The sequence below is a fragment of the Bradyrhizobium sp. 33ap4 genome (genome assembly GCF_032654765.1).
GTDB classification, from domain to species: domain Bacteria; phylum Pseudomonadota; class Alphaproteobacteria; order Rhizobiales; family Xanthobacteraceae; genus Bradyrhizobium; species Bradyrhizobium australafricanum.
The window spans coordinates 93,369-117,059 of sequence record NZ_JAUMTJ010000021.1 but is presented as its reverse complement, the minus strand read 5'-3'; the positions used below and the strand labels follow the sequence as shown (position 1 = coordinate 117,059).

Genomic DNA, 23,691 nt, shown 5'->3' with positions numbered 1-23,691 from the left:
CAATGCAGGGGGAATTGATCACTCCGCCGCAAGCACGTGGCGTCGCAGCGGCAACCCGATTCTGACCCACACATCGACCAGCGCTTCAGCCAGTTCGTCAATCAGCTTATCATCGTGACAGGGCGTCGGCGTGATGCGCAGCCGTTCGGTCCCGCGCGGGACGGTCGGATAGTTGATCGGCTGAACATAGATGCCGTACTCGGCGAGCAGGAGATCGCTCGCCTCCTTGCATCTCTCCGGATTACCCACCATTAATGGCACAATGTGCGTTTCACTGGGCATGACCGGCAGGCCGGCGGCGTTGAGCACGGACTTGACCCGCGCGGCGCGATCCTGATGGCGGTTGCGCTCCCATTGCGAAGCTTTGAGATGGCGGATTGCCGCCGTAGCGGCGGCGCAGACCGCCGGCGGCAGCGCGGTGGTGAAAATGAATCCCGGCGCGTAGGAGCGCACCGCATCGATGACGTCGGCGTTCGCCGCGATGTATCCGCCGAGGCAGCCGAAGGCCTTCGCCAGCGTGCCCTCGACGACGTCAATGCGGTGCAGGGCCCCTTCCCGCGCCGCGATGCCGGCGCCGGCCGGGCCATACATGCCGGCAGAATGGACCTCATCGATATAGGTCATGGCGCCGTAGCGCTCGGCTAGATCGCAGATTTGGTTCACCGGCGCGACGTCCCCATCCATTGAATAGAGCGCCTCGAATACGATCAGCTTCGGCCGCTCGGGTGCCTCGGCCGCCAGCAGTTCTTCGAGGTGGCCGACGTCGTTGTGGCGCCAGATCTTCTTCTCCACGCCGGCGCGGCGCGCGCCCTCGATCATCGAATTGTGGTTCCAGGCGTCCGACAGGATCACACAGTTCGGCAGCAGTTTCGCGATGGTCGGGATGCCGGTCTCGTTGGAGACGTAGCCCGAGGTGAAGACCAGCGCGGCCTCCTTGTCGTGCAAACCGGCGAGTTCCCGCTCCAGTTCTACCAGTGGATGATTAGTGCCGGAGATGTTGCGGGTGCCGCCCGCGCCGGCACCCATGCGGGTCGCGGTCTCGACCATGGCACCGATCACCTTCGGATGTTGGCCCATGCCAAGGTAATCGTTCGAGCACCAGATCACGACCGGACGCGGGGCGCCCGGCGAATGCCATATCGCGTGCGGGAAACGTCCTGCGATGCGCTCGAGGTCGGCAAACACGCGGTAGCGCCGTTCGTCGTGCAGACGAGCGAGCGCGGTGGAAAAGAAATGATCGTACGTCATACAGCCAATCTCCAGCCAGTTTGCGCTCAACGATCAGACCGGGCGATCCAGAGAGCCGCCGTGCATCCAATCCGGCGTTGCCGCCATCAAACGGTAAAAGGGGCGGCCGGACCCCGGGAGGAGAAGGACCGGCCGCTGCATGTCGGCGAAGGGACGGCGGAGGTCCGGCGCCGAGCAGTTGCGAAGCTGTCTGTCTTCGCGAAGTAACTGGTATCCGACATGGAACGTCGATGCGAGTAAAGCAGTCCTAATCTCGGCAAATCGTGGAAAATGTGCTTCTCGCTACGGGACGGCGGAATCCAGCAACGGCTGATCGAGCGGATCGCTTCGCGGAAGCCCGCGCTCAGATCCAGCGCGATGTAAAGGGACGAGTTTGCGGGCGAACTGCTTGCTACCTCACGCTCTCCTTCCCTCCCGTTTGCCAACTTCGCAGCGCCACCCTGCAAGGCGCTCGGCCGGATGTTTTCTCATCCATTCGGCCAGCTGCGGTGCGCCCATCAGACACGACTGCACCGATATGGCGGCGAAATCCGAGGTGGTAACGGTCCGATCGTAGCAATTTGCCGGTGAGGACAGACTGCAGAGCACCGCAATGATCTTGATCACGACAGGAGTTCCCCACCGGTGGTCGCATGAACCATTGGCGCCCGGTCGTTCTGCTCATCGAGGGGAGCAGCCGGCGGAAAGACGCTGTCATACATCGCGCGGGCTTCACGAATGAGCCGAATACGCTCGCGCTCGGATTTTGAGACAAAACGAACAACCTCGCCCATGGCAGGCTCTTATTGCATTATATTCATCATTCCTTTTGCGATGTGGGGTGCTTGACCCCGGCTTTGAAGCCCTCGGGCAGTAACGAACCAACAAATGCGCGTGTTGTCGTCCGAATGTCGGAACGAGGCCGACTGAGATTGTCTACGAGAACGCAACCTCACTGAGGTCGATCGCTACCATCAGCATATCCAGTATTGGACGTCGGTCGGCGCCGCGCGTGTAGGCACGCCGCTTGCTCGGCAAGCGTATGCCGTTGGCCTCGGTGTATTCGAGCATCAGTTGCGCGGCAGGAAAGCCGCCGGCGATATTGACGCTGTAGTCGTGGCGGCGCAGCTCGAACGTCTCGTCAAAGAAGAAATCCTGAATCTGGCAGTGCGTCTCGATCGAGCCGGGGAAATAAACCCGCAGCACTCGCCAGGTCTCTTTGCCCTCCTGCCAGGGCGCTATCTCCTCGACGCGGAAGCCGTCCATTGCAAAGGCGAAGGGCGTCGCGAGATAGGTCCATAGGGCTTCGCCGTTGAAATAGGCGCGATGCAGGGGGTCCCAGGGCGTGTGCATCTGGTGTCCGGCAAATGAATCCCTGGGCATGCGCCGCTCGGCAACGACCGTGCCGTCCAGCTTCTCGATGGCGATCCGGTCGGGCGTGAACATCGTGCGCTGATCGGCCGCGCCGTAAGGTGCGACGGACGATCGCTCCTCGTGCAGCCATACAGTCATGCGGCGCGGATTCGCGTCCTGCAGGACGCCTTTCAAGGCAAAGAAACCGCCGCCACTGACAATCGTGGCCTCAACCTTGTTGTAGCCACGGCAGCGCTCCAGGCCGCCGTGGGCGTCGAGAACTTTCGTGAGCAACTCGTTCATGGCTTTCCCTTCCAATCCTCTAGTGCGATCGCTGGCATCTCAAAGCGCTCGCGCGTGCGCGTGTACCAACCGCCTTCCATGCGGCCGATCAGGTCAAGCTTTTCGGCATCGACGTGCTGGCGCGCCGCGTTGGTGACGGCCTCGTCCCTGACATGCACCATCAGGATCTTGCCGAGCACCAGGCTGAAGCTGCCGAGCGCGATTTCCTGCATGAAGGTGCACTCCATCGAGACCGGCGCATCCGCGATACGGGGAACGCCGACCCGCATCGAGGGCGCCAGCGACAGTTCCGCCTCTTTCGGCTCCTCGACGCCTCTGGGAAAGGCAATCGACGTGACGCGCATCTGCTCGGCCAGTGCGAACGGCACCAGATTGACGACGAACTGCTCGTTGCTGCGAATATTGGCGCGCGTGTCCTTTGGCTCAGCCGGTCCCTTGCTGCCAATGCCAATACCAACGGTCGCGGGGTCGCTGCCGAAGACATTGAAGAACGAGAACGGCGCGGCGTTGATGGCCCCGGCAGCATCACGCGTCGTCACCCATGCGATCGGCCGCGGCAAAACTGTCGCCAGCAGCAATTTGTAGCGCTCGGGCGCGCCCATCTTTTCGAAATCGAACTCCACAGCTTCTCCAGTCCTCAGCTTGCGTGGCCGATCCGGCACCATCGCGCGTTGGCTCTTTGGTTACGCATAAGCACATCAGCTTTGCGGCTTGCTTCCGATAAGCCGCTTATGCGCCGTCCCCCCGTATCGGGGAGCCGGAACGGCGCTTGAGAGCTTGCCGGACATCGCGCGGCGCGCGGCCTCGTATCTGTCCCAGTCGGCCTTGTCGGCGAGCGCGGGAATGGTGACAACCTCACCCTGGTCGAGACCGGCCAGAGCGGCGTCGACCATGTCGTCGGCGGACATCACGATCGCGGCCGGCAGGTGGTGCAACGGCACGCCGGCGGCGTCCCAGAAATCTGTCGCGGTTGCACCGGGCAGTACGGCCTGGATGTGCACACCCTTCTCGGCGAGTTCGTGATGCAGCGAGAGCGAGAAAGCCAACACGTAGGCCTTGCTGCCACCGTAAACGCCATTGAGCGTCTCGGGAGAAATCGCGACGATCGACGAAATGTTGATGATGGTGCCGACGCCACGGGCGACGAAGCCCGGGGCTGCGGCATAGCTCAGGCGCGTGAGCGCGCCGACATTGAGACGGATCATCTCATCCATTTTCGCGACGTCGGCGTTGAGCAGCGGCGCTGTGGCCCCGACGCCGGCATTGTTGACCAGGAGCGTGATGTCCGCGTTGGCGCGCAGGGTCGCCTCGACCTTGGCGAGATCCGCCTTGTCGTTGAGGTCGGCTGCGACCGTATCAACGGAGCGGCCGGTCGAGCTGCGCAGGCGCTGCGCCAGGCCGGCGAGACGGGTCTTGTCCCGGGCGACCAGAATCAGGTCATAGCCACGCTTGGCCAAACGATCGGCATAGATGGCTCCGATGCCAGCGGATGCGCCCGTGATCAGGGCAGTGCCTTTGCTCGTAATGCTCATGGACGTTCTCCTTTGCCGTCCACACCTATGATCTTCCAAAATTTGACGCTATGCGTTGATTTTGAGAGCTATCTTTCCACAAAATGGAAGGGACCGACCGATGGATCGCCTGGAGTCGATGTCGACTTTTTTGGCCGTGGTCGAGACTGGCAGCTTGTCGGCCGCCGCGCGGCGACTGAAGACGCCACTGGCAACGGTCAGCCGCAAGGCCTCCGAGCTCGAGTCCCATCTCCGGACGAAGCTGTTCAACCGTTCAAGCCGCAAGCTGGTCCTGACCGATGCTGGCAGCTCCTACTTCGCGGCGTGCAAGCGGATCTTGGCTGATGTAACCGAGGCCGAGCGCGCGGCATCCGGCGAATATTCTCAGCCGACCGGAGAGCTGATCGTAACCGCTCCGGTGGGACTTGGCCGCGCTTACCTCATTCCGATCCTCGCGGATTTCCTCAAGGCCTACCCGGATATCAAGGTGAGCTTGCAGCTCGCCGACCGCGTGCAGAGCCTGTTTCAGGAGCAGATCGACCTTGGCTTACGCATCGGTCCCCTGCCCGACAGCACCCTGATTGCGGTACGCGTCGGCACGACGCGTCGCGTGGTTTGCGCCAGTCCAGCCTACCTCGCAGCCCACGGAGCACCGCGCACGCCGGACGAACTCGCCGGGCATGATTGCATCGCCTATGCAGGTTTCATGTCGCCCGATGTCTGGACATTCTTCAAGGATAAGACAGCTGTCGCGGTGCCCGTACGCGCACGGCTCGTGGTCGGCAGCGCGGAAGCAGCCTGCGACGCAGCATGCGTCGGCATCGGCATTACCTCTGCCTTCGCCTATCATTTCCAGGCGGCGCTGAAGCGCGGTGACCTCACGACCCTGCTCGATGAATTCCAGCCCGAACCGCTGCCGGTCAATCTCGTGTACGCGGCCAACCGGTTTCTGCCGATCAAGGTCCGCGCTTTCCTCGATTTTGCTGCGCCGAGGCTCAAGACAGTTTTCGGGGAGCTCCAGCCGCCCGCTTCGGGTCAGCCACCAACAAAGAACTTGCGGAAATCTGGACCAAGATCAAGCTCGATCTGAACCACCGAACCCGCTGACGACCCAACTTCTACTCTAAGCTCCCCTGCCGTCCTGTTTGCCGATCACGCAGCGCCATGCCGCGAGACGCTCGGCCGGATGCTGCGTCATCCAGTCGGCAAGCTGCGGCGCGCCCATCAGGCATGACTGCACCGAGACGTTGGCGAAATCCGACGTGGTGACGATCTGCTCGTGGCAATTCGCCGGAGAAGACAGGCTGCAAAGCACCGCAATGATCTTAATCACGAGACAACTCCGGCATTGATGTTGCTGATTGCTTGACCCATCGGCGGCTTCTTGTCCTGCTTGCTGACGCGAGCCGGCGGGATGACGCTGTCGCTAATCGCGCAGGCTTCTTGAATCAGGCGCCTTCGTTCGCGCCCAGACGCTTGGATAAATCGAAAGAATTCTTCCATCTTCAGCCTCTTCTGAATTGCGCGCCGCCTGCCACTGCACGATCAACGCGATCGGCGTAGATGTAGAGCGGACGCGCGGTCCCCTCCGCCACTTCGCGCGAGATCACGACTTGCTCGACAGCTTCGAGGCCCGGCAGATCGAACATGGTCTCGAGCAGGATGCTTTCGAGGATCGAGCGCAGGCCGCGCGCGCCGGTCTTGCGTTCGATCGCCTTGCGCGCAACCGCGCCAAGTGCCTCGTCTGCGAAGGTCAGTTCGATGTTCTCCATCTCGAACAGGCGCTGGTATTGCTTCACCAGCGCGTTCTTTGGATCTGTGAGGATCTTCTTCAGCGAAGCCTCGTCCAGGTCCTCGAGCGTGGCGACCACCGGCAGGCGGCCGACGAATTCGGGGATCAGCCCGTACTTCGAGAGATCCTCTGGTTCGACCTGGCGGAAGATCTCGCCGGTGCGGCGGTCTTCCGGTGCGAGTACCTGGGCTCCGAAGCCGATCGAGGTCGAACGGCCGCGCGCGGAGATGATTTTCTCCAGCCCCGAGAACGCACCACCGCAGATGAACAAGATGTTGGTGGTGTCCACCTGCAGAAGCTCCTGTTCCGGATGCTTGCGGCCGCCCTTCGGCGGAACTGAAGCGACCGTGCCTTCGATGATCTTGAGCAGCGCCTGCTGCACGCCCTCGCCTGATACGTCGCGAGTGATCGACGGATTCTCGGACTTACGGCTGATCTTGTCGATTTCGTCGATATAGACGATGCCGCGCTGGGCACGCTCAACGTCGTAGTCGGCGGCCTGCAGCAGCTTCAGGATGATGCTCTCGACGTCCTCGCCGACATAGCCCGCCTCGGTCAACGTGGTGGCATCCGCCATCGTGAACGGCACGTCGAGGATGCGGGCGAGCGTCTGCGCCAGCAGCGTCTTGCCCGCACCTGTCGGCCCGATCAGCAGGATGTTCGATTTCGCGAGCTCGACGTCGTTGTGCTTGGTTTGGTGGTGGAGCCGCTTGTAGTGATTGTGGACAGCGACCGAGAGGACCTTCTTGGCGTGGCTCTGACCGATCACATAGTCGTCAAGGACCTTGCAGATATCCGTCGGGGTCGGGACACCATCACGCGACGCCACCGGCGAGGACCTGTTCTCCTCACGGATCATGTCCACGCAGAGTTCGACGCATTCGTCGCAGATGAACGCCGTCGGCCCTGCGATGACCTTGCGAACCTCGTGCTGGCTCTTGCCGCAGAAGGAGCAGTACAGCGCATTTTGTGTAAGTGAATGAACTGCCATAGCGACCTCAATGCGACTTGCCGAGCACGAAAGTGAAGGGAACAACAAACAGTTCACCGCCCTGCTCGTCGCTGACATGCAGGGCCCAGTCACGCCAATCTTCGAGGCTGCGCTCGTCGATCAAGGATCGCACGATGCGGGTCGCATGATCGCACGCCTCAGCGAGATCATCCACTAAGGCGCCGCGACGATCGACGAACACCTTCTTCGTGTTCGAGCAATGGAAGTAGACCTGGGTCACGTTCAGTCTCCTTTGGATCGAATGGGGAGCAGCGAGAGCCACGCGTAGCTCGTGTCCTCGAGGAGGCAGCGCGAGGTAGACAGCGGCGAGGCCACGAATATTTGGAACCACATCCAGGTGGTCATGAGCGAAAACAGGATCATCTGCGCACCTCTTGAGTTGCCATTGGCCACGAATATTGAGGCTCAGTTGCCGCACTTCGTCGCCAACAGGTCGTTGAAAGCGTTGATCACGGAATCGAGCGCGGCCAGGACCCGCGCGCCATCGACGCGGTTGGCTGCCATTTGCCGCAACATCACCGACTCGTAGAATGAGGCGGCGTAGGCGCGACAGCTCGTTTCCTTCTCGGCATTGGCCGGCTGGCTCTGAACAGTCGGCCAGCGCTTGCAAAAGGCATCGACGTCCCTGCTTGAGGTACATTCAGCCGCAACGGAGGGGGCCGTAGATGCGATGATCGCGGCAGAAGCGATGAGAACGGCTAATCTCCTCATGATCGAACTCCGCAAGGGGAATTGTTACGAGGAGAGTTACAGTTCTATAGGCTATCTTCCATTGCACGCGAGTCGTTCCGGGTACGGCTGTGGTTGCATCAACTGAACCTTGGCTTACCGAGCGACTCTGTATGGATGCAGCGGCCTACCTTCGTTCGAGGTGACACGAGTTGACGCAGTCAGCCCGCGCGCCAGCGAACAGGCTGACCGCGTTAAAGCTGTCGTGCAGGCTCACGCCGGGTTTGGAATGCAGCCCGGCCGCGCCGAGGCTCTGCCGATCAATCCGAAAAAGCTCGTTTCGAGTTCGGCGCGGACTCTTTGCAAGAGCGTCGCGCTCTCGCCATCCGTGCCGTCTCGAATCGTTACAGTTGCTGTCAGACCCGACACCAGCGGCACGCCGGCCGGAACGTGATCAATCGCGATCCGGACCGGCACGCGCTGCGCCAGACGGACCCAGGTGTAGACCGGATCGACGTTGGGCAAGCCTTGCGTGGCAGCGGCTGCGTTGGACACGCTGACGCCACGCGTCACTGTTGCGATATGGCCTGTAATCGGCGCCGAATAGCCCATCAGCTTGGCCTCGGCGCGGTCACCTACGCACAGCCTCGCCAGCTTGGTTTCCTCGAAATAGCCGTCGACCCAATAGCTATCTGTGTCGATGATGGAGACGTTTGCGGCACCAAGATGCGCGTAGTCACCCTCCCGGAGCAGGAGATTGGTGACGATTCCATTCACCGGACTGCGCACTTCAGTTCGCTCCAGGTTGATCTCCGCTTGCGCAACCTGCTGCTCGGCCGATTCGACAGCCGCCTTTGCCTGAAGCGCGTTTCCCTCATAGACCTGCTTCTGCTCGGTGGACGCAGCCAAATCAGACAGGCGGCTCCGCCGCTCGGACTGCAATGCCTTCACGCTCAGATCCGCCACCTTCTGCTGGAGGGCCGCCTTGTTCGTGCGCAGCGCCACCTCGAAATCAAAGGGGTCGACGACGTACAGAACGTCGCCCTTATGAACAAATTGGTTGTCGACGACTCGCAGCCCCTTGATTCTCCCGGAGATCTCCGGCGCAACACTCGCCACCTGCACGCGCAGCCGCCCATCGCGCGTCCAGGGTCCGGCGTTATACTGGTCCCAGGACACGAGCGCAGCCAATACCGCAGTGGTGGCGATTCCGAAGGTCGCCAGCTTGCGCACCAGAAGCCGCCCGGCTCGCGAGCCATCGTTTCGGAGTGGCGGCGTCGATTTCACTGGAGCCGGTGCGGTCGGCCCATCATCCGTGCGACCTTCCGATACCCTGAGCGCCGGTTGGTCGACCAGGCTCACTCGACGAACCGATTCCTCAGTTGCACTCGGCAAAGCGGCATTTGCCTGTATCTCACGAACAGTCACATCATGAACGACCGCATCCATTGCGCCCTCCTCTAGATCAACAGAATCAACAGGCCGAGAACCGTCACAAACAGGCTCATCTCGGCGATCGCGGCGTGGCTGAACATCTTCGCAAAGCCGACGGCATGCAGAAGGGGCCGAAGCGCGAGAATCATGATGAGAGCTACCGCGAGGTAAGTTACAAACGGAGCGAACAGGACGCCTCCGATCACCAGCTCTGCAAAGGTCTGTGCCATCAGGTTGCCTCCGATAAATCGAGATTTCGGCCCCAACGCCGATCCCCGGGCTGGGTCAGCTTCGTACCACCGCCCCGGATCATTGCTGATTGGTCGAAACAAGAGATCATTTCGGCGAGGGCCTCGCTGTCCTCCGCGCCGCCAGCGGAAAGAAACTGCCCAAGCCGTGAGGCATCCCGGAACATACCTTCTTCCGGCGCTTCTCCATTCTTGAAAGACGGCTCATGCAGATCGCTGCGGGCTTCCGCCAGAAGCTGCATCCTTCGTTTGTCATCGGATAAGGGAGGAATCAGTGTTTGCGTTGCGAGCAGCAGCGCGGCCGCTGCGATAATGAACACGGACGTAAAGAGGAAGGCTTGCGGATTGTAGGTCTGCGGATTACTCGGCGCCAGAAGGAGCATGATGAAGGGCAGAATGGTGCGACCAAGCGAGGACCACAGAAGATTGCTAGAGGTAACGAGGAGCCCACCGCCGATCACAAAGGGGGCAAGACCGATGGCCAGCAGCGGAAAGTCATCGGCACCATTGAGGATGAAGAACTCGAGTATGCCGGTCAGCACGATCGCGATCGGCGCAGCAACGAGTGCGATCGCCGTGAAGGCGCGCGGTTTCGGAGTTGTGGCCCCCAATCCGATCATCAGTGTCACGAACGATAGCGAAACGCTCGCGGCAGGCCACCCGGCCCACACGTAGAGCGCCGAGGCGATGGCGAGCCATAGCGCGGCGCGGACGGCGCTTTCGGCCGCAATTTGGTAGGAGCGATACAGGGGTGCACGCCACAATCGCCGCGGCCACTTCACCGAACTCAGGGCGAGCAGGTCGTGTGAGACTTGTTCGTCCCGTAGAAGCACCTCACTCCGTGCCAGAATTTCGGTTTCAGCGTCACCGCCGCGGGCACGCCCGCTGCTCAGGCTCCGAGCAGCCTGCAATTCGGCGATGAGCGAGACCGCGGTGCTGCGGGCAGCCGCGCTCCCAACCGACCCGCCGCTCGACTCCGGCGCTACGCTCGCGATCTCCGGCCGCAGCGCCACAATCTCCCGCAGCAGCATCAGGAACGTCGTCGAGTCGCCTGGTTCGCCACCGAGCGCAGCGCTGGCATAGAGGCGAACCCGGCGATGGATCACCGCTAGCTGGGTGACCAGGTGCGATCGGCGATCGGGAGCAAACATCAACGTATTCACCACTGCAATCGAGAGAATGCCGATCACGATCGCGGCGCCGCGCGCCATACCGGATTCGAAGACGTGCTGCGGGTTGTCGAGCTGCTGTGTCGCAATAAATGCTACGGTATAGCCGGACAGCACCGCCGCATAAGCCCTATAACCATCCAGGAGCTTTGCCGCGAAAACGCAGACACCAAGCCAGACCGCAAACGCTGCGAGGATCAGATCCCTCGCCTGCGAGAAGAGACCCGTGATTGCGATTGACGCTGCCACGCCCACGACAGTGGCGAGCAGACGCCAACGCGCCTTGTCCAACGCCTGACCGCGGGTTGGTTCGGCGAGAACAGCAACCGTAAGGGCGGCCGTCGTGGGCGATTCAAGCTGCAGCCAAAAACTCACGAACAGCGCCAGGATCGTGGCCAGCCAAAGCCGGATGGCGAAGCTCCAGGAGCCGACAGGTATCTTCGCTATGGTGAGCGGTTGTTCTGTTGTCGTCGCGACCACGGTTTGATCTCTACAATGCTTCACCATTCGCGCTCAGTTCGTCGACCCTGCCGACGAAGCAATAGCCACGTCCGGGAATGTTGACGATGAACCGGTGCCCGTCGCGGCCATCCCGCAGAGCACGACGTAGCGCGGACATATGGACCGTGAGGTTCGCCGGCTCGACAAAGACATTGGGCCAGACCCGCGCCATCAAGTCCTGCTTGCTGACCAGTTCACCGCGGCGTTCGAGCAACGCGATCAGGATCTCCAGGGCGCGACTTCCGAGGCAGACGGGCTTATCGCCTTCCAGGAGAAGAAGCTGCGTCGGATGTAGCCGGAACGGTCCGAAAGAAACGTCGGCTGGGGTGACGCCGGCCGATGCGGCTCGCTGCGAGACGAATGGTCTGGTCGAAACCGGTCCCTGAACCGTGTGCCCGGTGTCGAGCCTCGGTTCAGGATGAAATTGCTCCAGGCGGCCGAAAGCTGAAATCGATCGCATCGTGACCTCGAGTGCTTTTGCAGGGCTAATCCCCGCAAAGGTGCCAGTGGTCCGCAATTTGACGATTTGGAGAGCCGCGAGCTATTCCACGCTGGTCGCGCGCAATGACAGATTTGGTTGCATTAGCTAAACCTAGATTTACAGGCTGCGCGAGGGAGCGGGCCATCGATCACGAGTGCTGTGGCACGATCAAGACACCCGAGAACTCAGAGGCTAGCACGCGCCCTGCAGGGTACTTCGTGATCGATAAACCAACGTATAGCTGGCTGTGTCTAGATCATTAGCGCGGACTGCCTTCGGTACAGTCGCGCCATACCCGCGTGCAATGGTGCCGGGCATCGCTCCGCTGTAACGATCTACTCGATGCGGATCACCAGTGGATCACCAATTGCATGGTAGGCCGCTCCTTGTTTGCTCCGGCACCAACGCCGGAATCGCAGCGGAACCGGACCCACGAGCCGGCAGTTGCAAGAAACGGTCGGCGGCGTAACGCCCGCCGGCCTTTTCTGTTGGTTTGCCTGGAGATAAGCGACTGCGGATCCGAGCGTGCGAATGGCACGCATCAAAATGACCGTCAGGCGCGGTGCGTCGTGTCGGGCACCAGCTTGAGCTTGTCGGCCATCCGGCCAAGCTCGGGAAGAGAACCGGCCTGCATCTTCTGCATCGCCCTGCTCCGATGCACCTTCACAGTGGCTTCGGCGATGCCGATATCGTGGGCGATCTGTTTGCTCAGGCGGCCTCGCGCGACTTGAATCACGATTTCGCGTTCCCTGGGACTCAATGAAGCGAAACGCTCCCTCAAGGCAACCAGATCCTTGTCACTTTCACGCCGTTCACGATCGCGAGAAAGCCCGAGTTGAATGGCATCGAGGAGATCCTGGTCGCGGTACGGCTTGGTCAGGAACTCGATGGCCCCCCGTTTCATGGCCTGCACGGACATCGGTATGTCGCCGTGCCCCGTGACGAAGATGATCGGAATATCCCTTTTTGATGCAGCAAGCTCGCGCTGTAGGTCGAGGCCGCTTTGGCCCGGCATTCTGATGTCGAGCACCAGGCAGGTGGGCCCATCCGGTAGGTCGGACTTCAGGAAGTCGGGAATGGAGGCAAATAGCTGAACATTGATGCTAAGCGATCGCAGCAGCCGCCCGACCGACGCGCGGAGGTCCGGATCGTCGTCGATGACCAACACGGTGGAATCTGCACCAGGCATCGCTGCTGCTCGGAAGGCCGCGAAAATTTCGTCCTCATCTTGGACCGCGACCAGATTGCGCATTTCTAGTCCTAATCCCGGAGCCTGAACAGCCCATTTTTCCAGAGGATGCGCGCGGGGCATACACCAAAGTTTACGCAAGACCGACGCAGCTGGCGTCGCCCAACGCTGGTCGGCCTTGCCCGACCATCTACGGTTCGTCCGATAGCTGATGAGCAACACTGCCCATCAACTCATGCGCTCCACGCGCGTGCAACATCATTGGCCAATCGAGCCGACGCTTTGTCTGCATCATCGCGTGAAGCCTTCGCGGCTCGCCGCTCATAGTCGTCGGCAAGCGCCTTGAGCTGACCCGCAACCGCTCGATCAGTCATGGTTTTGGCGGTGCGGAGCAAAGTCTCCGCCGTTTTCAAATACTGCCTGCCTCGTGGTGAGATCTGGAGCGTCATGAGGCCCTCACACGGCTTTCGAGCGACTGGTCGGAGGTGACTCGGAGCCAGCCCATCCAGTTGCCGTCACTTTGGCGACGGGTCTTGAGGCGATCGACACAGTTCCGGGAGCAAAGCTGGGTTCGCCAGGAATAATGTCGGACGAGACCGAACCTGCCATCACAGACGGCGCATCGTGTGACCCTGCGAGACCCGTGACTTTCCATGCGGTAAGACATTGTTCTCTCCTCTTGGCCCCTGCGCATTCCGGACGCATGGACATTAGGAGGAACGTCACCGCCCCCTCAATTGACCGCGAGTCGATGTAGGCCCTCCGAGGGGAGCAGGACGGCGATACGAAGGCTTATGGGGTTCCGTCATGACCTGAGATCGGCACGCATGATCCCCGCGACCAGGACCGTTCAGCGGCAATTTTTCATCAGAAGCTACTTCTGCCGCGCTTGGCAATTGGTTGTCGAGATAAGCCAAAGTTTACGGGGCGCCAGCGTCGCATTGGTGTCATTCTTGACGCAAGTCAAGCAATCCCCCACGGAGTTGCGGCACGGTTACGCCGCCCGCGCGACGGGTCCTTCGAGTGGCCATAGAGGCATGATGAAGAAGGTATTGGTTTCGGTCGTCGATGATGACCGGTTCTTTCGGGACTCCATGTGCAGGCTCATGAGATCGCTTGGCCACACGGTCGATGTTTTCTCGTCTGCAGCCGAGTTTCTCGCGTCCCCACGCCTCCCGGAAACCGCGTGCCTGATCGCCGACATCCATATGCCTGGCATGACGGGACTCGAACTCCGTCGATCCATTATCGATACGGGCCTCGCGATTCCGACGATCCTTGTGACGGCGTTTCCCAATGACGTTGACCGGGCTCGCGCGCTCGAAGATGGCGCCTTGTGTTACCTGCGCAAGCCCCTGGACGAAGAGCATCTCACACGATGCGTTCGCGAAGCTCTCACACTCGCGGGCTCGCCTGAAGAGGAGCCGTGAGCTCTGTTTCGGCATCGGGCAAGGTGAACTGAAATGCGGCGCCGCGAGGCTCGTTAGCTTCGACCCACAACTTGCCTCCGTGCGCGTGGATGATGGACCGGCAGATCGACAGCCCCATACCCGTTCCACCGGACTTGGTGGTGTAGAAGGCGTCGAAGACCCGATCGAGATGCGCCGGGTCAATGCCCGGCCCGGAATCGCGTACGCCCACAATAGCGCCTGTCTGGTCGTGCTCGGTGCTGATCAACAGCTCTCTTGCTCCCTCTTCAACTGAGCTCATTGCTTCAGCCGCATTCAGAATCAGATTCAGCATGACTTGTTGCAGCTGAATACGATCCCCCAGAACCGGAGCCAATCCCTCCGCAAGCCGAACCTGGACCGAAACGCCATTCCTGACAGTCACGCTTTGCCCCAATGTGATCACCTCCCTAATAGCAGCGTTGAGATCAAACCGCCCCTTTCGCGGCGGGGCTTTCTTGATTTGCTCTCGGATGCGATCGATGATCTCCGCGGATCGATCCGCGTCCGCAACCACACAGGAGAGCGCTTCCCGGACCTCGCCCAGGTCCGGCGGCTGCATCTTCATGAAATTCTGGGCCGCCCGAGCGTTGTTGCGCGCGCTGGCGATCGGCTGTGCGATCTCGTGAGAGAGCGAAGCCGCCAGTTCTCCCATCACGCTCACGCGGTTCATGTGCGCGAGATCCGACTGCATCTGCTGCAACCGCGCCAGCGCCTGTGTCCGATCCTCGATGTCAGTAGACGACCCGTACCATTTGACAATATTGCCCAACTCATCGCGCAGCGGCACGCCGCGGAACAAAAACCGGCGATATTCACCATCGAAGCGGCGAAGTCGGGCTTCGAGCTCGCCGGGCATGCCCGACTCCCGTATTGCAGTCCATTTTTGCAACATACCCTTCTTGTCTTCCGGATGAAAGGCGCGAGGCCAGCCGGTTTCGGCCTGGTCCAATTTGAGGCCGGTGTAGTCGAGGGCCGGTTGATTGAGGAAGTCGGGAATCCCGTCCGGGCTGGCGCGCCAGACCAACGCTGGAATTGTGTCGACGACCAGTCGAAGGCGATCTTCTGACTTCTTGATATCGTTGAACGCCTTTTGCAGCCTCTCGTTTGCGAGGTGCTGCTCAGTAACATCGATATGCGTACTAACCACTTCGACTACTTCGCCATCCATTCCGAGCAAAGGATGCCCCACCGAATGTACGTACTTGATCGATCCGTCGGGCAGTGCAATGCGAAAATCGACTTCGCGACCTGCTTTCTCTTGAACCGCCTGCTGCGCCATTTCGATGACCTGCTCTCTGTCCCCGGGAAGAATACAATCATAGAAAGGCTGGGGTGATCTTATGCCCTTCTCCGGATCGAACCCAAAAAGGCGGTATGCTTCGGACGATAAATACACGAACTCTCGACGGCGCACGTCCAAGGCCCAACTGCTGGTACGACTCAAACGTTGGGCTTCAGCCAAATAGGCTTCGCTGCGTCGCAGCGCCTCCTCCGCCCGCTTGCGCTCAGTCAGATCGAGTACGAACGCAACGCCCTCGTTGCCTCCTTCCTTGAGCATCGTGGCAGCACCAACAAGCACGGGAACGCGGCTGCCATCTTTCCGGAAATATTCTTTCTCGAAGGGCTGAGCGAGCCCGGTCGAAATCAATTCTGCCCAGCGACGTTTATCGACTTCGCGCCATTCCGGCGGGGTCAGCTCGGTCAAGCTCGCCCTGCCCAAGGCCAAGTCTACACGATCATATCCCAGCATACGTAGAAATGCGTCATTGGCTTCAAGAATTCGACGTTCACGGTCAACAATGATTATCCCGATGATGTTGGAGTCGACAAGACTCCGAATCTTCTGTTCGCGATTCGCAAGGTCATGGTAGAGTCGCGCGTTTTCGAGCGAGATTGCCGCCTGCGACGCCAGTACCTTCAATAGAGCAACACGGTTTGGCGTGAAAACGTTCGGCGTTAGACTGTTCTCAAGGTAGAGTATCGCTGTGAGCTTTCCCTGATTGATCAGCGGCAAGCAGAGAATAGAACGGACGCGACTCTGAAGAATATAGCGATCGGCAGAAAATTCATTCTGAGATGACGCATCGTCGAGAATCACAGTCTCATGGGTGCGCGCTCCATAACGCACCAACGACTCCGGCAACGCGGCTGTGCTGAAGGATCCGTCCCGCAGACGCACGATTACATCGTCTCCACCAGCGATTGCTTCCGCTTCTATCTGCAGCACATCTCCTTGCGGAACGATCAAGAGACCTCGCTCGGCGCCGGCGTGCCCGATGGCCGCTCGCAGCAGCCTGTCGATAAGCTTTTCGAGAACCATCTCGCCAGAGAGTGCCTGCGAGGCTTCAATCATTGTCGCGAGATCGAGATGTTCGACCGGCGCTTCGATCGTGCCCGCTGGCCCCGGCGCGCGTCCGTCCTGCCTCAGATGCGGATAGAGCTGATCGAGTTGCCGTACCTTTCCGTCGGCGCCCCATCGAAGATAACCCTGCCGCGCGTTTCGCAGGTAGAGATGCGCAACTTCCTCGAAGCCGCGTGCCAAGTAAAAGCGCCCGGCCAGTTCATAGGCGATCGCCTCATTGTGGACAAATCCATTGATTCGCGCCGATCGGATAGCCTGTTCATACAATTGCTCGGCATCGAGCGTGCGGTCTTCGATCCTGGCGATCTCGGCGCCCACCAGCGCGGCGCGGGTCTCGAAATTTTCCGGGCAATTCGTCTCCCATGCGCGGAGCTGCCGGTGATGAGCAGTCAGTGCATCGAGATGCGGCTGCCGCTCCTCGGCAGGAGCGGTGTCGCAAAATGCGGCGCGGGAGAGCGCCGCGTAGAACTGGTATTCCGCACCTTCCCAGTACGAAGTGGCGGTCCACACCAGCGGTTGTGCCCTGGACAGTGCGTCAACGGCCGCGGCGTAGTCTCCTGCAAAAAAACTCGCCTGCAGCTTCTGAATGCAATACCAGCACGTGGCAAGCGCAAGATTCGGATTGCTGGATAACCGCTGCGCTACTTGATCTTCGTCGAATTCGTCGCAGTCCATTGAACCGAATGCTCGCGTCAACCCGCGTAACATTTTGACCAGCGCGAGCTGGGAAGCGATAACGTCAATCCCCCATCCCATCCGCGTCCTCTGCATAAACGCGTGACCACCCTCGACCGCTCGCTGCACCTCAATGAGCGGATCTCCAGCCGCCAGCATGTGGGTGACTAACTGGCTCCGGCTGTACGCCCCAATGGTGAGATCGCCGATTTGATCGGCCGACGTCACTGCGCGATGCAGCAGATCGCGTCCGGACTTCACATGTTTCGTCCAGGGTGCGACTAGGCCGAAGATCTGATAGGTCGTAGCCTGGAAGCGCGTTAATTCGTATCCTTCGCACAGTTCATAGCCAAGCTGGGCTAAGCGATACCCCGCCTCGTAATTGCCGAACGAAGGGCCGGCGAGCATGCCAACTCGAATATAGGCGACGCAAGAAGCGTCGCAGTTCCCATGCTCGATACTTAGATTGACGCCGCGGCAGGCCGCCAATGAATAGAGATTTATATCCGTGAATCGCGCGGGGGCCCCTAGCCTTACCAAAACACCGAAGGTAGCGAGGGATGAAGGATCGCTCACCAGCGGCAGTTTGATCAGATCCTCGATCGAGCGCTCGCCGAGCTGCGACCACATCAGGTCATACTCGCGCAGGGCCTCCTCTTTCGTTGGATGTGCCGACCATTCGATGCCCAGCTGGCGGAAATATTCCAGAGCCACGGCGACCGCGTCGCTGTTCCTGCCGAACATCGTATGCACGTCCATGCGTAAGCACGCGACGGTCGCACGTTCGACGGAGTTGGCGGCACGCGTTGCAAGCGCGGCGAGACGCTCATTCGCGGCGTTCAACTCGCCGGTCAGAAATTCGCATTCCGCTCGGAGCAGCTCCAGTGCGAAAATGAGCTCGTGCTGGCGCTCCCAGCAATCGTTCGTCAGCAGCGCCACGCCCGCGATGCTATATTTGAGCGCCGAGGCATAGGCGGTGGACGACCTGGCGCGCTGCCCTGCGCGCAGGTTAAGCTCGGCGAGTTGCTCACGCTCGTCTCGCGAAGCGATCAGTGCGGCGCCGCGGTCGAGCTGATTGACGATCTCGAAAATCGCCTCCGCTCGCTTAGATGTGTCTGCCGCGAGCAGCCAGCCGATCCGCAGATGCATCTCGGGGCGTAGATCCACGGGAATGAGCGAGTAGACAGCCTCCTGGACCCTGTCATGAAGAAAGCGGTAGGACCGTTCGGTACGGAAAACGAGCCCGGCACGGACCGATTCCCATAGCCGCTCATGCATTTCTTCTTGCGATAGCCGGGAAACCATGCCGAGGAGATCGAACTCCGCGCTGTTGCCGATGCACGCCAGCAGCCGCAACGCTTGCTGCGTTTCGACTGGAAGCCGCGCCAATTTGTCAACCATTAGGTCGACCACATTGTCAGTGTGGCCCTTCGCGCGGATGCTGTTGATGTCCCAGGACCACGCGCGCTCGTCATAGTTGAATGTCAGCAGATCCTCCTCGACAAGCGAAGAGATGAACTGAATGGCAAAAAATGGATTGCCTGCCGTCTTGTGATGGATCAGTTCCGCCAATGCTGCGGCACCTCCCGCTCCGCGGCGAAAACAATCGACGATCAGCTCCGTCAGATCGTCACGGGCGAGCGGCGCAAGCACGATCTGTTGAACGGGTGCTCCGGCTTTCCGGATTTCCTCCAGCTTGCGCATCAGCGGATGCGCTGCAGTGACTTCATTATCGCGATAGGCGCCGATAAGGAGAAGATTGTGGAGGTCGGACCGGGTCACCAAGTGTTCGAGCAAGTCGAGCGTTGCCGCGTCGATCCACTGCAAGTCATCGAGGAAGAGCGCCAAGGGATGTTCCGGCCGAGCGAAGACGCCTATAAACTGCCGAAGCACACGCTGGAAGCGCCGTTGCGTGTCCTGCGGCGGAAGCTCGGGCACCGGCGGGGGCTCTCCGATGAGGAGCTTCAGTTCAGGAACGAGATCCCGCATCAGTCCCGCGTTTGGTCCCAGCGTCTCACGTAACGCGTCGCGCCAGGGCGCAAGGTCCTCTTCACTCTTGCCCAGCAGCGGCCGGATCAGACTCTGAAGGGCCTGGATCAGCGTAGCGTAGGGAATGTCGCGCTTGTACTGATCGAACTTGCCGAAAGCGAACAGGCCGCGTGGCGGTACCAGCACCGGTTGCAGTTCATTGACGACCGACGATTTGCCAATGCCAGAGTAACCCGAAACCAGGACCAGTTCCGTGGGGCCATCGTTGGCGATGCGATCGAAGGAAGCGAGCAAAGCGTCGACCTCGCGTTGCCTCCCATAGAGCTTCTCAGGGATCAGGAGTCGGTCGGGCGTGTCGCGTTCGCCGAGTGAAAAGTCGTCGATCCGACCCTTCTCCTCCCATTCATTCTGGCAGTGACGAAGGTCGCTCTCGAGGCCGGCCGCGGTCTGATAGCGATCTTCGGCCCGCTTCGCGAGCAGCTTCATAGCGATCGCCGAGACGGCGCCAGGGATTTCCTTCAGCCGTTCGGCGGGCGGCACCGCCCGCCTGGCGAGATGGCAATGTACCCATTCCATCGGCTCAGCAGCGGTGAACGGCAAAGCACCGGTCAGCATTTGGTAGAACGTGACGCCGAGGGCGTACAAGTCGCTCCGGGAATCGATTGAACGATTCATTCGTCCGGTCTGCTCGGGCGCCATGTAGGCAAGCGTTCCGGCGATCGTCTCGGGAGGATGAGGCGATTGACGTTCGCGCGCGAAGCGCGAGGCGATGCCGAACCCGGTCAGCCGCACCTGGCCAGTCGCTTCGTTGAACAGGATATTGGCCGGCTTGATGTCTTTATGGACGAGCCCACGTTGGTGAAGCTTGCCCAGAGCCGATGAGATGGCGATGCCGAAGCGCAAGAAACGCCCTACATTCATGGGCACGCCGAGCAACGTCTCGAGCGGCTCGCCGCTCGCATCGTCGAGCACCAGCTTAATTCGATTGGCTTCGCGCACGAGCTCCAGTGGAAGCACCGCCCACGCGGCCTCGAGTTCATCTCTTAGGTCGTATTCGTGCGTGAGACGATCGAGGCAAGAGCGGGACGGATGCTCGGTGGCGGGAGCGACGAATAACACGCGGTGGCGCTTGCCGTCTTCATCCATTCGCCAACCGCGGTGAAAGACGCGTTCGCTGTCCCTCCATAAGACCTGAGCGTCACCGTCCGAATACGCGACATTCAGCGAATGCGGCACCATGTGAGCCTCCGGCGTTCGGCCAATCGAGCTTTACACCATGCGCGCGGCCGGTCTCTGGCCCCGCGAAAATCGTACCCGATCGGCTGAGAAATGCCAGCCGTCACTTGATCCCACCTGATCCAAATACGTCGAATCCACTGGCTCCTTAGCAGCAATTTGCCGCGATTTGGCGGGCTTTACTCGCGACGGCGGCACATTCGCGTCAAATCACGCACTGCGAAACAATGGAGATCCGCATGACCATCACCCTTGGCCTCACGCCGTCACTGAAGAAGCAACTTCCTGCATCGGAGCGGGTGGCCCCCGCACAGAAGTGGAGCAGCCCGCGCGTCGTCGAGATCGCGGTCGGCCTCGAAATCAACTCATACGCCCGCGCCGAGCTGAACTAGCACCGGCGAACGATCGTCGAGCTCTCACTGCGCATCAAGCCGGGTCGCCTCAGCGACTCGGCGTCGTTTCGAAACACTGGAAAAGGAGAACCACATGTCTTCGACAGTCCATACGGGCCCGGCCACGCCAACACGAGACCGGACCTCGGAGTTGCAGAGATACCTCGCGTGGACACCTGCGCTGTTGGGCGGCGTGATCGCCCTGCTCGGTTGCATCCTCGCGGGCGGCGGTGCTTACCTCGTCTCGCTCGGGGGCAGCCTCTACTACGTTGTCGCCGGTGCGACGCTGATCGCAGCGGGCCTGCTCATGATCAAGGGCAAGATCGCAGGCGTCTACACCTACATCGGCGCGGTCGCCTTCACGGCCGTTTGGACGTTCTGGGAAGTGGGCTTATCGGGCTGGGAGTTGATCCCGCGGCTCGTCGGACCCTTTGTCCTTCTCATCCTCGCAATCCTGGTCGCTCCCCTGCTGGACCGGACCATTGGTCGACGGGCCCGGAAGTGGGGATTGATCGGCGCCGGCGGCTTCGCTGCCGCACTCGCCGTTCTTATTCCGATCTTCAATCAGCAGGCGGCACCGAACCAGCTCCCTGAGGCGCACGCAAACGCTCCCTTCGCGGATTCCGCCTATGCTCCCAAGAAGGGTGAGTGGAACGCCTATGGCGGCGGTCAGAGCGCACAGCGCTTTTCGGACCTTGCGCAGATCACGCCCGCGAACGCCAAGGACCTCAAGCGCGTATGGACCTTCCACACGGGTGACATTCCGAAGAAATACGGATCGGAATTGACGCCGCTCAAGATCGGCAATGCGATCTACGGCTGCACGCCGATGAACAAACTATTCAAGCTGAATGCGGCGACCGGCCAGAAGGAGTGGATGTACGATCCCGAGGTTCCGGCGTCCTGGGTGCCCTACACGGCGGCCTGCCGCGGTGTGGCGTACTATGAGAACCCCAAGGCCGCAGCCGGCGAAGCCTGCGCGGCACGCATCATCGAGGGAACGCTCGACATGCGCCTGATCGCCGTGGACGCCAAGACGGGCCAGCCGTGCCAGGATTTTGGCAAGAACGGCGCCGCCGATCTCAAGGTCGGACTTGCGCAGAAGGATAGCGCCAATGGCGCCATCACCCCCGTCGTTCCGGGCACAGCGGCAATCACTGGCGTCCCTGTCATCGTGCACGGGGTCGTCGTCACCGGGCATCAGGTGCTCGATGGTCAGCGCCGCTGGGCAGCATCGGGCGTCATCCGCGGCTACGATGCTGTCACGGGTGAATTGCGCTTTGCCTGGGACATCAACCAGCCGGAGGTGACGAAGCTGCCGCCGGACGGCAAGCCGTACTCGTTAGGCACGCCGAACATGTGGACGACAGCCGTCGGCGACGAGAAACTCGGGCTCGTCTACCTCCCGATGGGCAATTCGGCCGGCGACTACTACACCTCGCTGCGCTCGGATGAGGAGAAGAAGTACAGCTCCGCGCTGGTCGCGCTCGATGTGGAGACGGGCAAGCCGCGCTGGGTGTACCAGACCGTGCATAACGACGTGTGGGACTACGACCTCGGCTCTCAGCCGACCCTGGTAGAATTCCCCACCGCCGGCGGCAAGGTGCCCGCGGTCTTGCTGCCGACCAAGCAAGGCGACATGTTCGTGCTCGACCGTGCCACCGGCAAGCCGTTGCACCAGGTCGACGAAGTTGCCGTCCCGCAGGGCGGCGCCGAGCCCGACCAGCGCTCTCCAACGCAGCCGTTCTCGCGTTACCACACGCTGCGTAAGCCCGATCTGGTCGAGCACGACATGTGGGGCATCTCGCCGATCGACCAGATGATCTGCCGGATCAACTTCAAGCGTGCTCGCTATGAGGGCCCGTTCACTCCGCCGGAGCTCGACCGTCACAACCTCGAATATCCCGGCTACAACGGCGGGTCGGACTGGGGCAGCGTCGCCGTCGATCCGCAGCGCGGGGTGATCATCGCGAACTACAACGACATGCCCAACTACGACAAGCTTGTCACTCGCAAGGACGCGGACGCGATGGGACTGTTCCCTGCCGGTGATCCGCGTGCGGCCGGAAGCGCCTCAAGCGCAGAAGGCGCCGGCGCGCAGACGGGAACGCCCTATGGCATCCTCGTCAACGCGGGCTGGCAGATGCCGACTGGCGTGCTCTGCACCAGGCCTCCCTATGGTGGCATCCGTGCGATCGATCTCGCCACCGGCAAGACGCTGTGGGATCGCCCGTTCGGTTCGGCACGCCGCAATGGTCCGTTCGGAATGCCGACCTTCATTCCGCTCGAGATCGGCACGCCGAACAATGGCGGATCGGTCGTGACGGCCGGTGGTCTGATCTTCATCTCGGCAGCAACCGACGATCTGATCAAGGCGATCGACATCAAGACCGGTGAGATCGTCTGGAGCGACGTGCTCCCCGCCGGCGGCCAGGCAGCGCCGATCGTCTACGAGCAGGATGGCAAGGAGTACGTTGTCATCATGGCGGGCGGCCATCACTTTATGATGACGCCGGGGGGCGACTCCCTGATCGCCTACGCTCTGCCGGACAAGAAGTAAGAGCACGCAATCTCCGCAACGCGCGGCATCGCCCGATGCCGCGCGTTGTGCCGTCTGCAGACCGAAGACAGCGCGCATTTGGCCGATCCGACCAACACCCGCGTACGCTTCTCGCAACGATTTGGCGCGATTTGCCG

At 61.0% G+C, this 23,691-nt stretch carries 22 protein-coding genes; 4 read left to right on the top strand and 18 right to left on the bottom strand.

From position 1 onward, the window contains the following. Positions 1 to 18: 18 nt before the first annotated feature. The 6 genes from hemA to Q2M23_RS18200 all read right to left on the bottom strand — a co-directional run bounded on the left by hemA (position 19) and on the right by Q2M23_RS18200 (position 4,415). The gene (gene hemA, locus Q2M23_RS18225; protein WP_057020988.1) at positions 19 to 1,248 is read right to left on the bottom strand and encodes a 5-aminolevulinate synthase; all 1,230 of its coding nucleotides are present in this window, start codon (positions 1,246 to 1,248) and stop codon (positions 19 to 21) included. Positions 1,249 to 1,644: 396 nt separating this feature from the next. Continuing rightward, positions 1,645 to 1,854 carry a hypothetical protein gene (locus tag Q2M23_RS18220; RefSeq protein WP_082654065.1) on the bottom strand — a complete coding sequence of 70 codons (210 nt, stop codon included), beginning with the start codon at positions 1,852 to 1,854 and terminating at the stop codon, positions 1,645 to 1,647. Further along, positions 1,851 to 2,021 (bottom strand): hypothetical protein, encoded by a 171-nt coding sequence (locus tag Q2M23_RS18215; protein WP_199805376.1) that lies wholly within the window; start codon positions 2,019 to 2,021, stop codon positions 1,851 to 1,853. Before Q2M23_RS18215 ends, Q2M23_RS18220 begins: the two co-directional genes overlap by 4 nt. Before the next feature lie 142 nt (positions 2,022 to 2,163). After that, the gene (locus Q2M23_RS18210) at positions 2,164 to 2,883 is read right to left on the bottom strand and encodes a hypothetical protein (RefSeq protein WP_057020989.1); all 720 of its coding nucleotides are present in this window, start codon (positions 2,881 to 2,883) and stop codon (positions 2,164 to 2,166) included. Further along, a complete protein-coding gene (locus Q2M23_RS18205; RefSeq protein WP_057020990.1) occupies positions 2,880 to 3,506 on the bottom strand; it encodes a flavin reductase family protein in 627 nt (208 codons plus the stop codon). The genes Q2M23_RS18210 and Q2M23_RS18205 overlap by 4 nt, the downstream gene beginning before the upstream one ends. A 75-nt stretch (positions 3,507 to 3,581) precedes the next feature. Next, positions 3,582 to 4,415 carry an SDR family oxidoreductase gene (locus Q2M23_RS18200; protein ID WP_316396355.1) on the bottom strand — a complete coding sequence of 278 codons (834 nt, stop codon included), beginning with the start codon at positions 4,413 to 4,415 and terminating at the stop codon, positions 3,582 to 3,584. 100 nt (positions 4,416 to 4,515) lie between these two features. On the opposite strand from Q2M23_RS18200, the gene Q2M23_RS18195 reads away from it, so the two are divergent. Continuing rightward, positions 4,516 to 5,484 carry a LysR family transcriptional regulator gene (locus Q2M23_RS18195; RefSeq protein WP_057020992.1) on the top strand — a complete coding sequence of 323 codons (969 nt, stop codon included), beginning with the start codon at positions 4,516 to 4,518 and terminating at the stop codon, positions 5,482 to 5,484. Between the two features lie 33 nt (positions 5,485 to 5,517). Here Q2M23_RS18195 and Q2M23_RS18190 read toward each other — a convergent pair whose 3' ends face one another. The 11 genes from Q2M23_RS18190 to Q2M23_RS18140 all read right to left on the bottom strand — a co-directional run bounded on the left by Q2M23_RS18190 (position 5,518) and on the right by Q2M23_RS18140 (position 13,338). Next, entirely contained in the window at positions 5,518 to 5,727 is a 210-nt protein-coding gene (locus Q2M23_RS18190) for a hypothetical protein (protein ID WP_057020993.1), read from the bottom strand. Next, complete coding sequence (locus Q2M23_RS18185) at positions 5,724 to 5,897, bottom strand: hypothetical protein (protein WP_199805377.1); 174 nt, start codon at positions 5,895 to 5,897, stop codon at positions 5,724 to 5,726. The genes Q2M23_RS18190 and Q2M23_RS18185 overlap by 4 nt, the downstream gene beginning before the upstream one ends. A 2-nt stretch (positions 5,898 to 5,899) precedes the next feature. Continuing rightward, the gene (gene clpX / locus Q2M23_RS18180; RefSeq protein ID WP_057020994.1) at positions 5,900 to 7,177 is read right to left on the bottom strand and encodes an ATP-dependent Clp protease ATP-binding subunit ClpX; all 1,278 of its coding nucleotides are present in this window, start codon (positions 7,175 to 7,177) and stop codon (positions 5,900 to 5,902) included. A gap of 7 nt (positions 7,178 to 7,184) precedes the next feature. After that, positions 7,185 to 7,418: a DUF6894 family protein gene (locus tag Q2M23_RS18175; RefSeq protein WP_057020995.1), complete on the bottom strand. Its 234-nt coding sequence runs from the start codon at positions 7,416 to 7,418 to the stop codon at positions 7,185 to 7,187. Between the two features lie 185 nt (positions 7,419 to 7,603). Next, complete coding sequence (locus tag Q2M23_RS18170) at positions 7,604 to 7,924, bottom strand: hypothetical protein (RefSeq protein ID WP_316396352.1); 321 nt, start codon at positions 7,922 to 7,924, stop codon at positions 7,604 to 7,606. A 216-nt stretch (positions 7,925 to 8,140) separates the two neighbouring features. After that, a complete protein-coding gene (locus tag Q2M23_RS18165) occupies positions 8,141 to 9,316 on the bottom strand; it encodes an HlyD family secretion protein (protein ID WP_082654066.1) in 1,176 nt (391 codons plus the stop codon). Between the two features lie 11 nt (positions 9,317 to 9,327). After that, entirely contained in the window at positions 9,328 to 9,531 is a 204-nt protein-coding gene (locus Q2M23_RS18160) for a DUF1656 domain-containing protein (protein WP_057020998.1), read from the bottom strand. Continuing rightward, positions 9,531 to 11,198, bottom strand: coding sequence for an FUSC family protein (locus Q2M23_RS18155; RefSeq protein WP_168856312.1), 1,668 nt, complete (start codon positions 11,196 to 11,198; stop codon positions 9,531 to 9,533). Before Q2M23_RS18155 ends, Q2M23_RS18160 begins: the two co-directional genes overlap by 1 nt. Positions 11,199 to 11,208: 10 nt before the next feature. After that, positions 11,209 to 11,679 carry a transcriptional regulator gene (locus Q2M23_RS18150; RefSeq protein ID WP_082654067.1) on the bottom strand — a complete coding sequence of 157 codons (471 nt, stop codon included), beginning with the start codon at positions 11,677 to 11,679 and terminating at the stop codon, positions 11,209 to 11,211. 574 nt (positions 11,680 to 12,253) lie between these two features. Then, the gene (locus Q2M23_RS18145) at positions 12,254 to 12,889 is read right to left on the bottom strand and encodes a response regulator transcription factor (protein WP_057021065.1); all 636 of its coding nucleotides are present in this window, start codon (positions 12,887 to 12,889) and stop codon (positions 12,254 to 12,256) included. Between the two features lie 233 nt (positions 12,890 to 13,122). Continuing rightward, a complete protein-coding gene (locus tag Q2M23_RS18140; RefSeq protein ID WP_082654068.1) occupies positions 13,123 to 13,338 on the bottom strand; it encodes a hypothetical protein in 216 nt (71 codons plus the stop codon). Positions 13,339 to 13,929: 591 nt separating this feature from the next. Here Q2M23_RS18140 and Q2M23_RS18135 point away from each other — a divergent pair. Then, on the top strand, positions 13,930 to 14,319 hold the full coding sequence (locus Q2M23_RS18135) for a response regulator transcription factor (RefSeq protein WP_316396349.1): 390 nt from the start codon (positions 13,930 to 13,932) through the stop codon (positions 14,317 to 14,319). On the opposite strand, the gene Q2M23_RS18130 is transcribed toward Q2M23_RS18135, so the two are convergent. Beyond that, positions 14,285 to 20,605, bottom strand: coding sequence for an AAA family ATPase (locus tag Q2M23_RS18130; RefSeq protein WP_316396347.1), 6,321 nt, complete (start codon positions 20,603 to 20,605; stop codon positions 14,285 to 14,287). The two genes, Q2M23_RS18135 and Q2M23_RS18130, sit on opposite strands and share 35 nt — an antisense overlap. 236 nt (positions 20,606 to 20,841) lie before the next feature. Between Q2M23_RS18130 and pqqA the strand changes: the two genes are divergently transcribed. Both pqqA and Q2M23_RS18120 read left to right on the top strand, forming a co-directional pair. After that, positions 20,842 to 20,994: a pyrroloquinoline quinone precursor peptide PqqA gene (gene pqqA / locus Q2M23_RS18125; protein ID WP_316396345.1), complete on the top strand. Its 153-nt coding sequence runs from the start codon at positions 20,842 to 20,844 to the stop codon at positions 20,992 to 20,994. A gap of 94 nt (positions 20,995 to 21,088) precedes the next feature. Further along, entirely contained in the window at positions 21,089 to 23,554 is a 2,466-nt protein-coding gene (locus tag Q2M23_RS18120) for a membrane-bound PQQ-dependent dehydrogenase, glucose/quinate/shikimate family (protein WP_316396344.1), read from the top strand. The last annotated feature ends 137 nt before the right edge of the window (positions 23,555 to 23,691 follow it).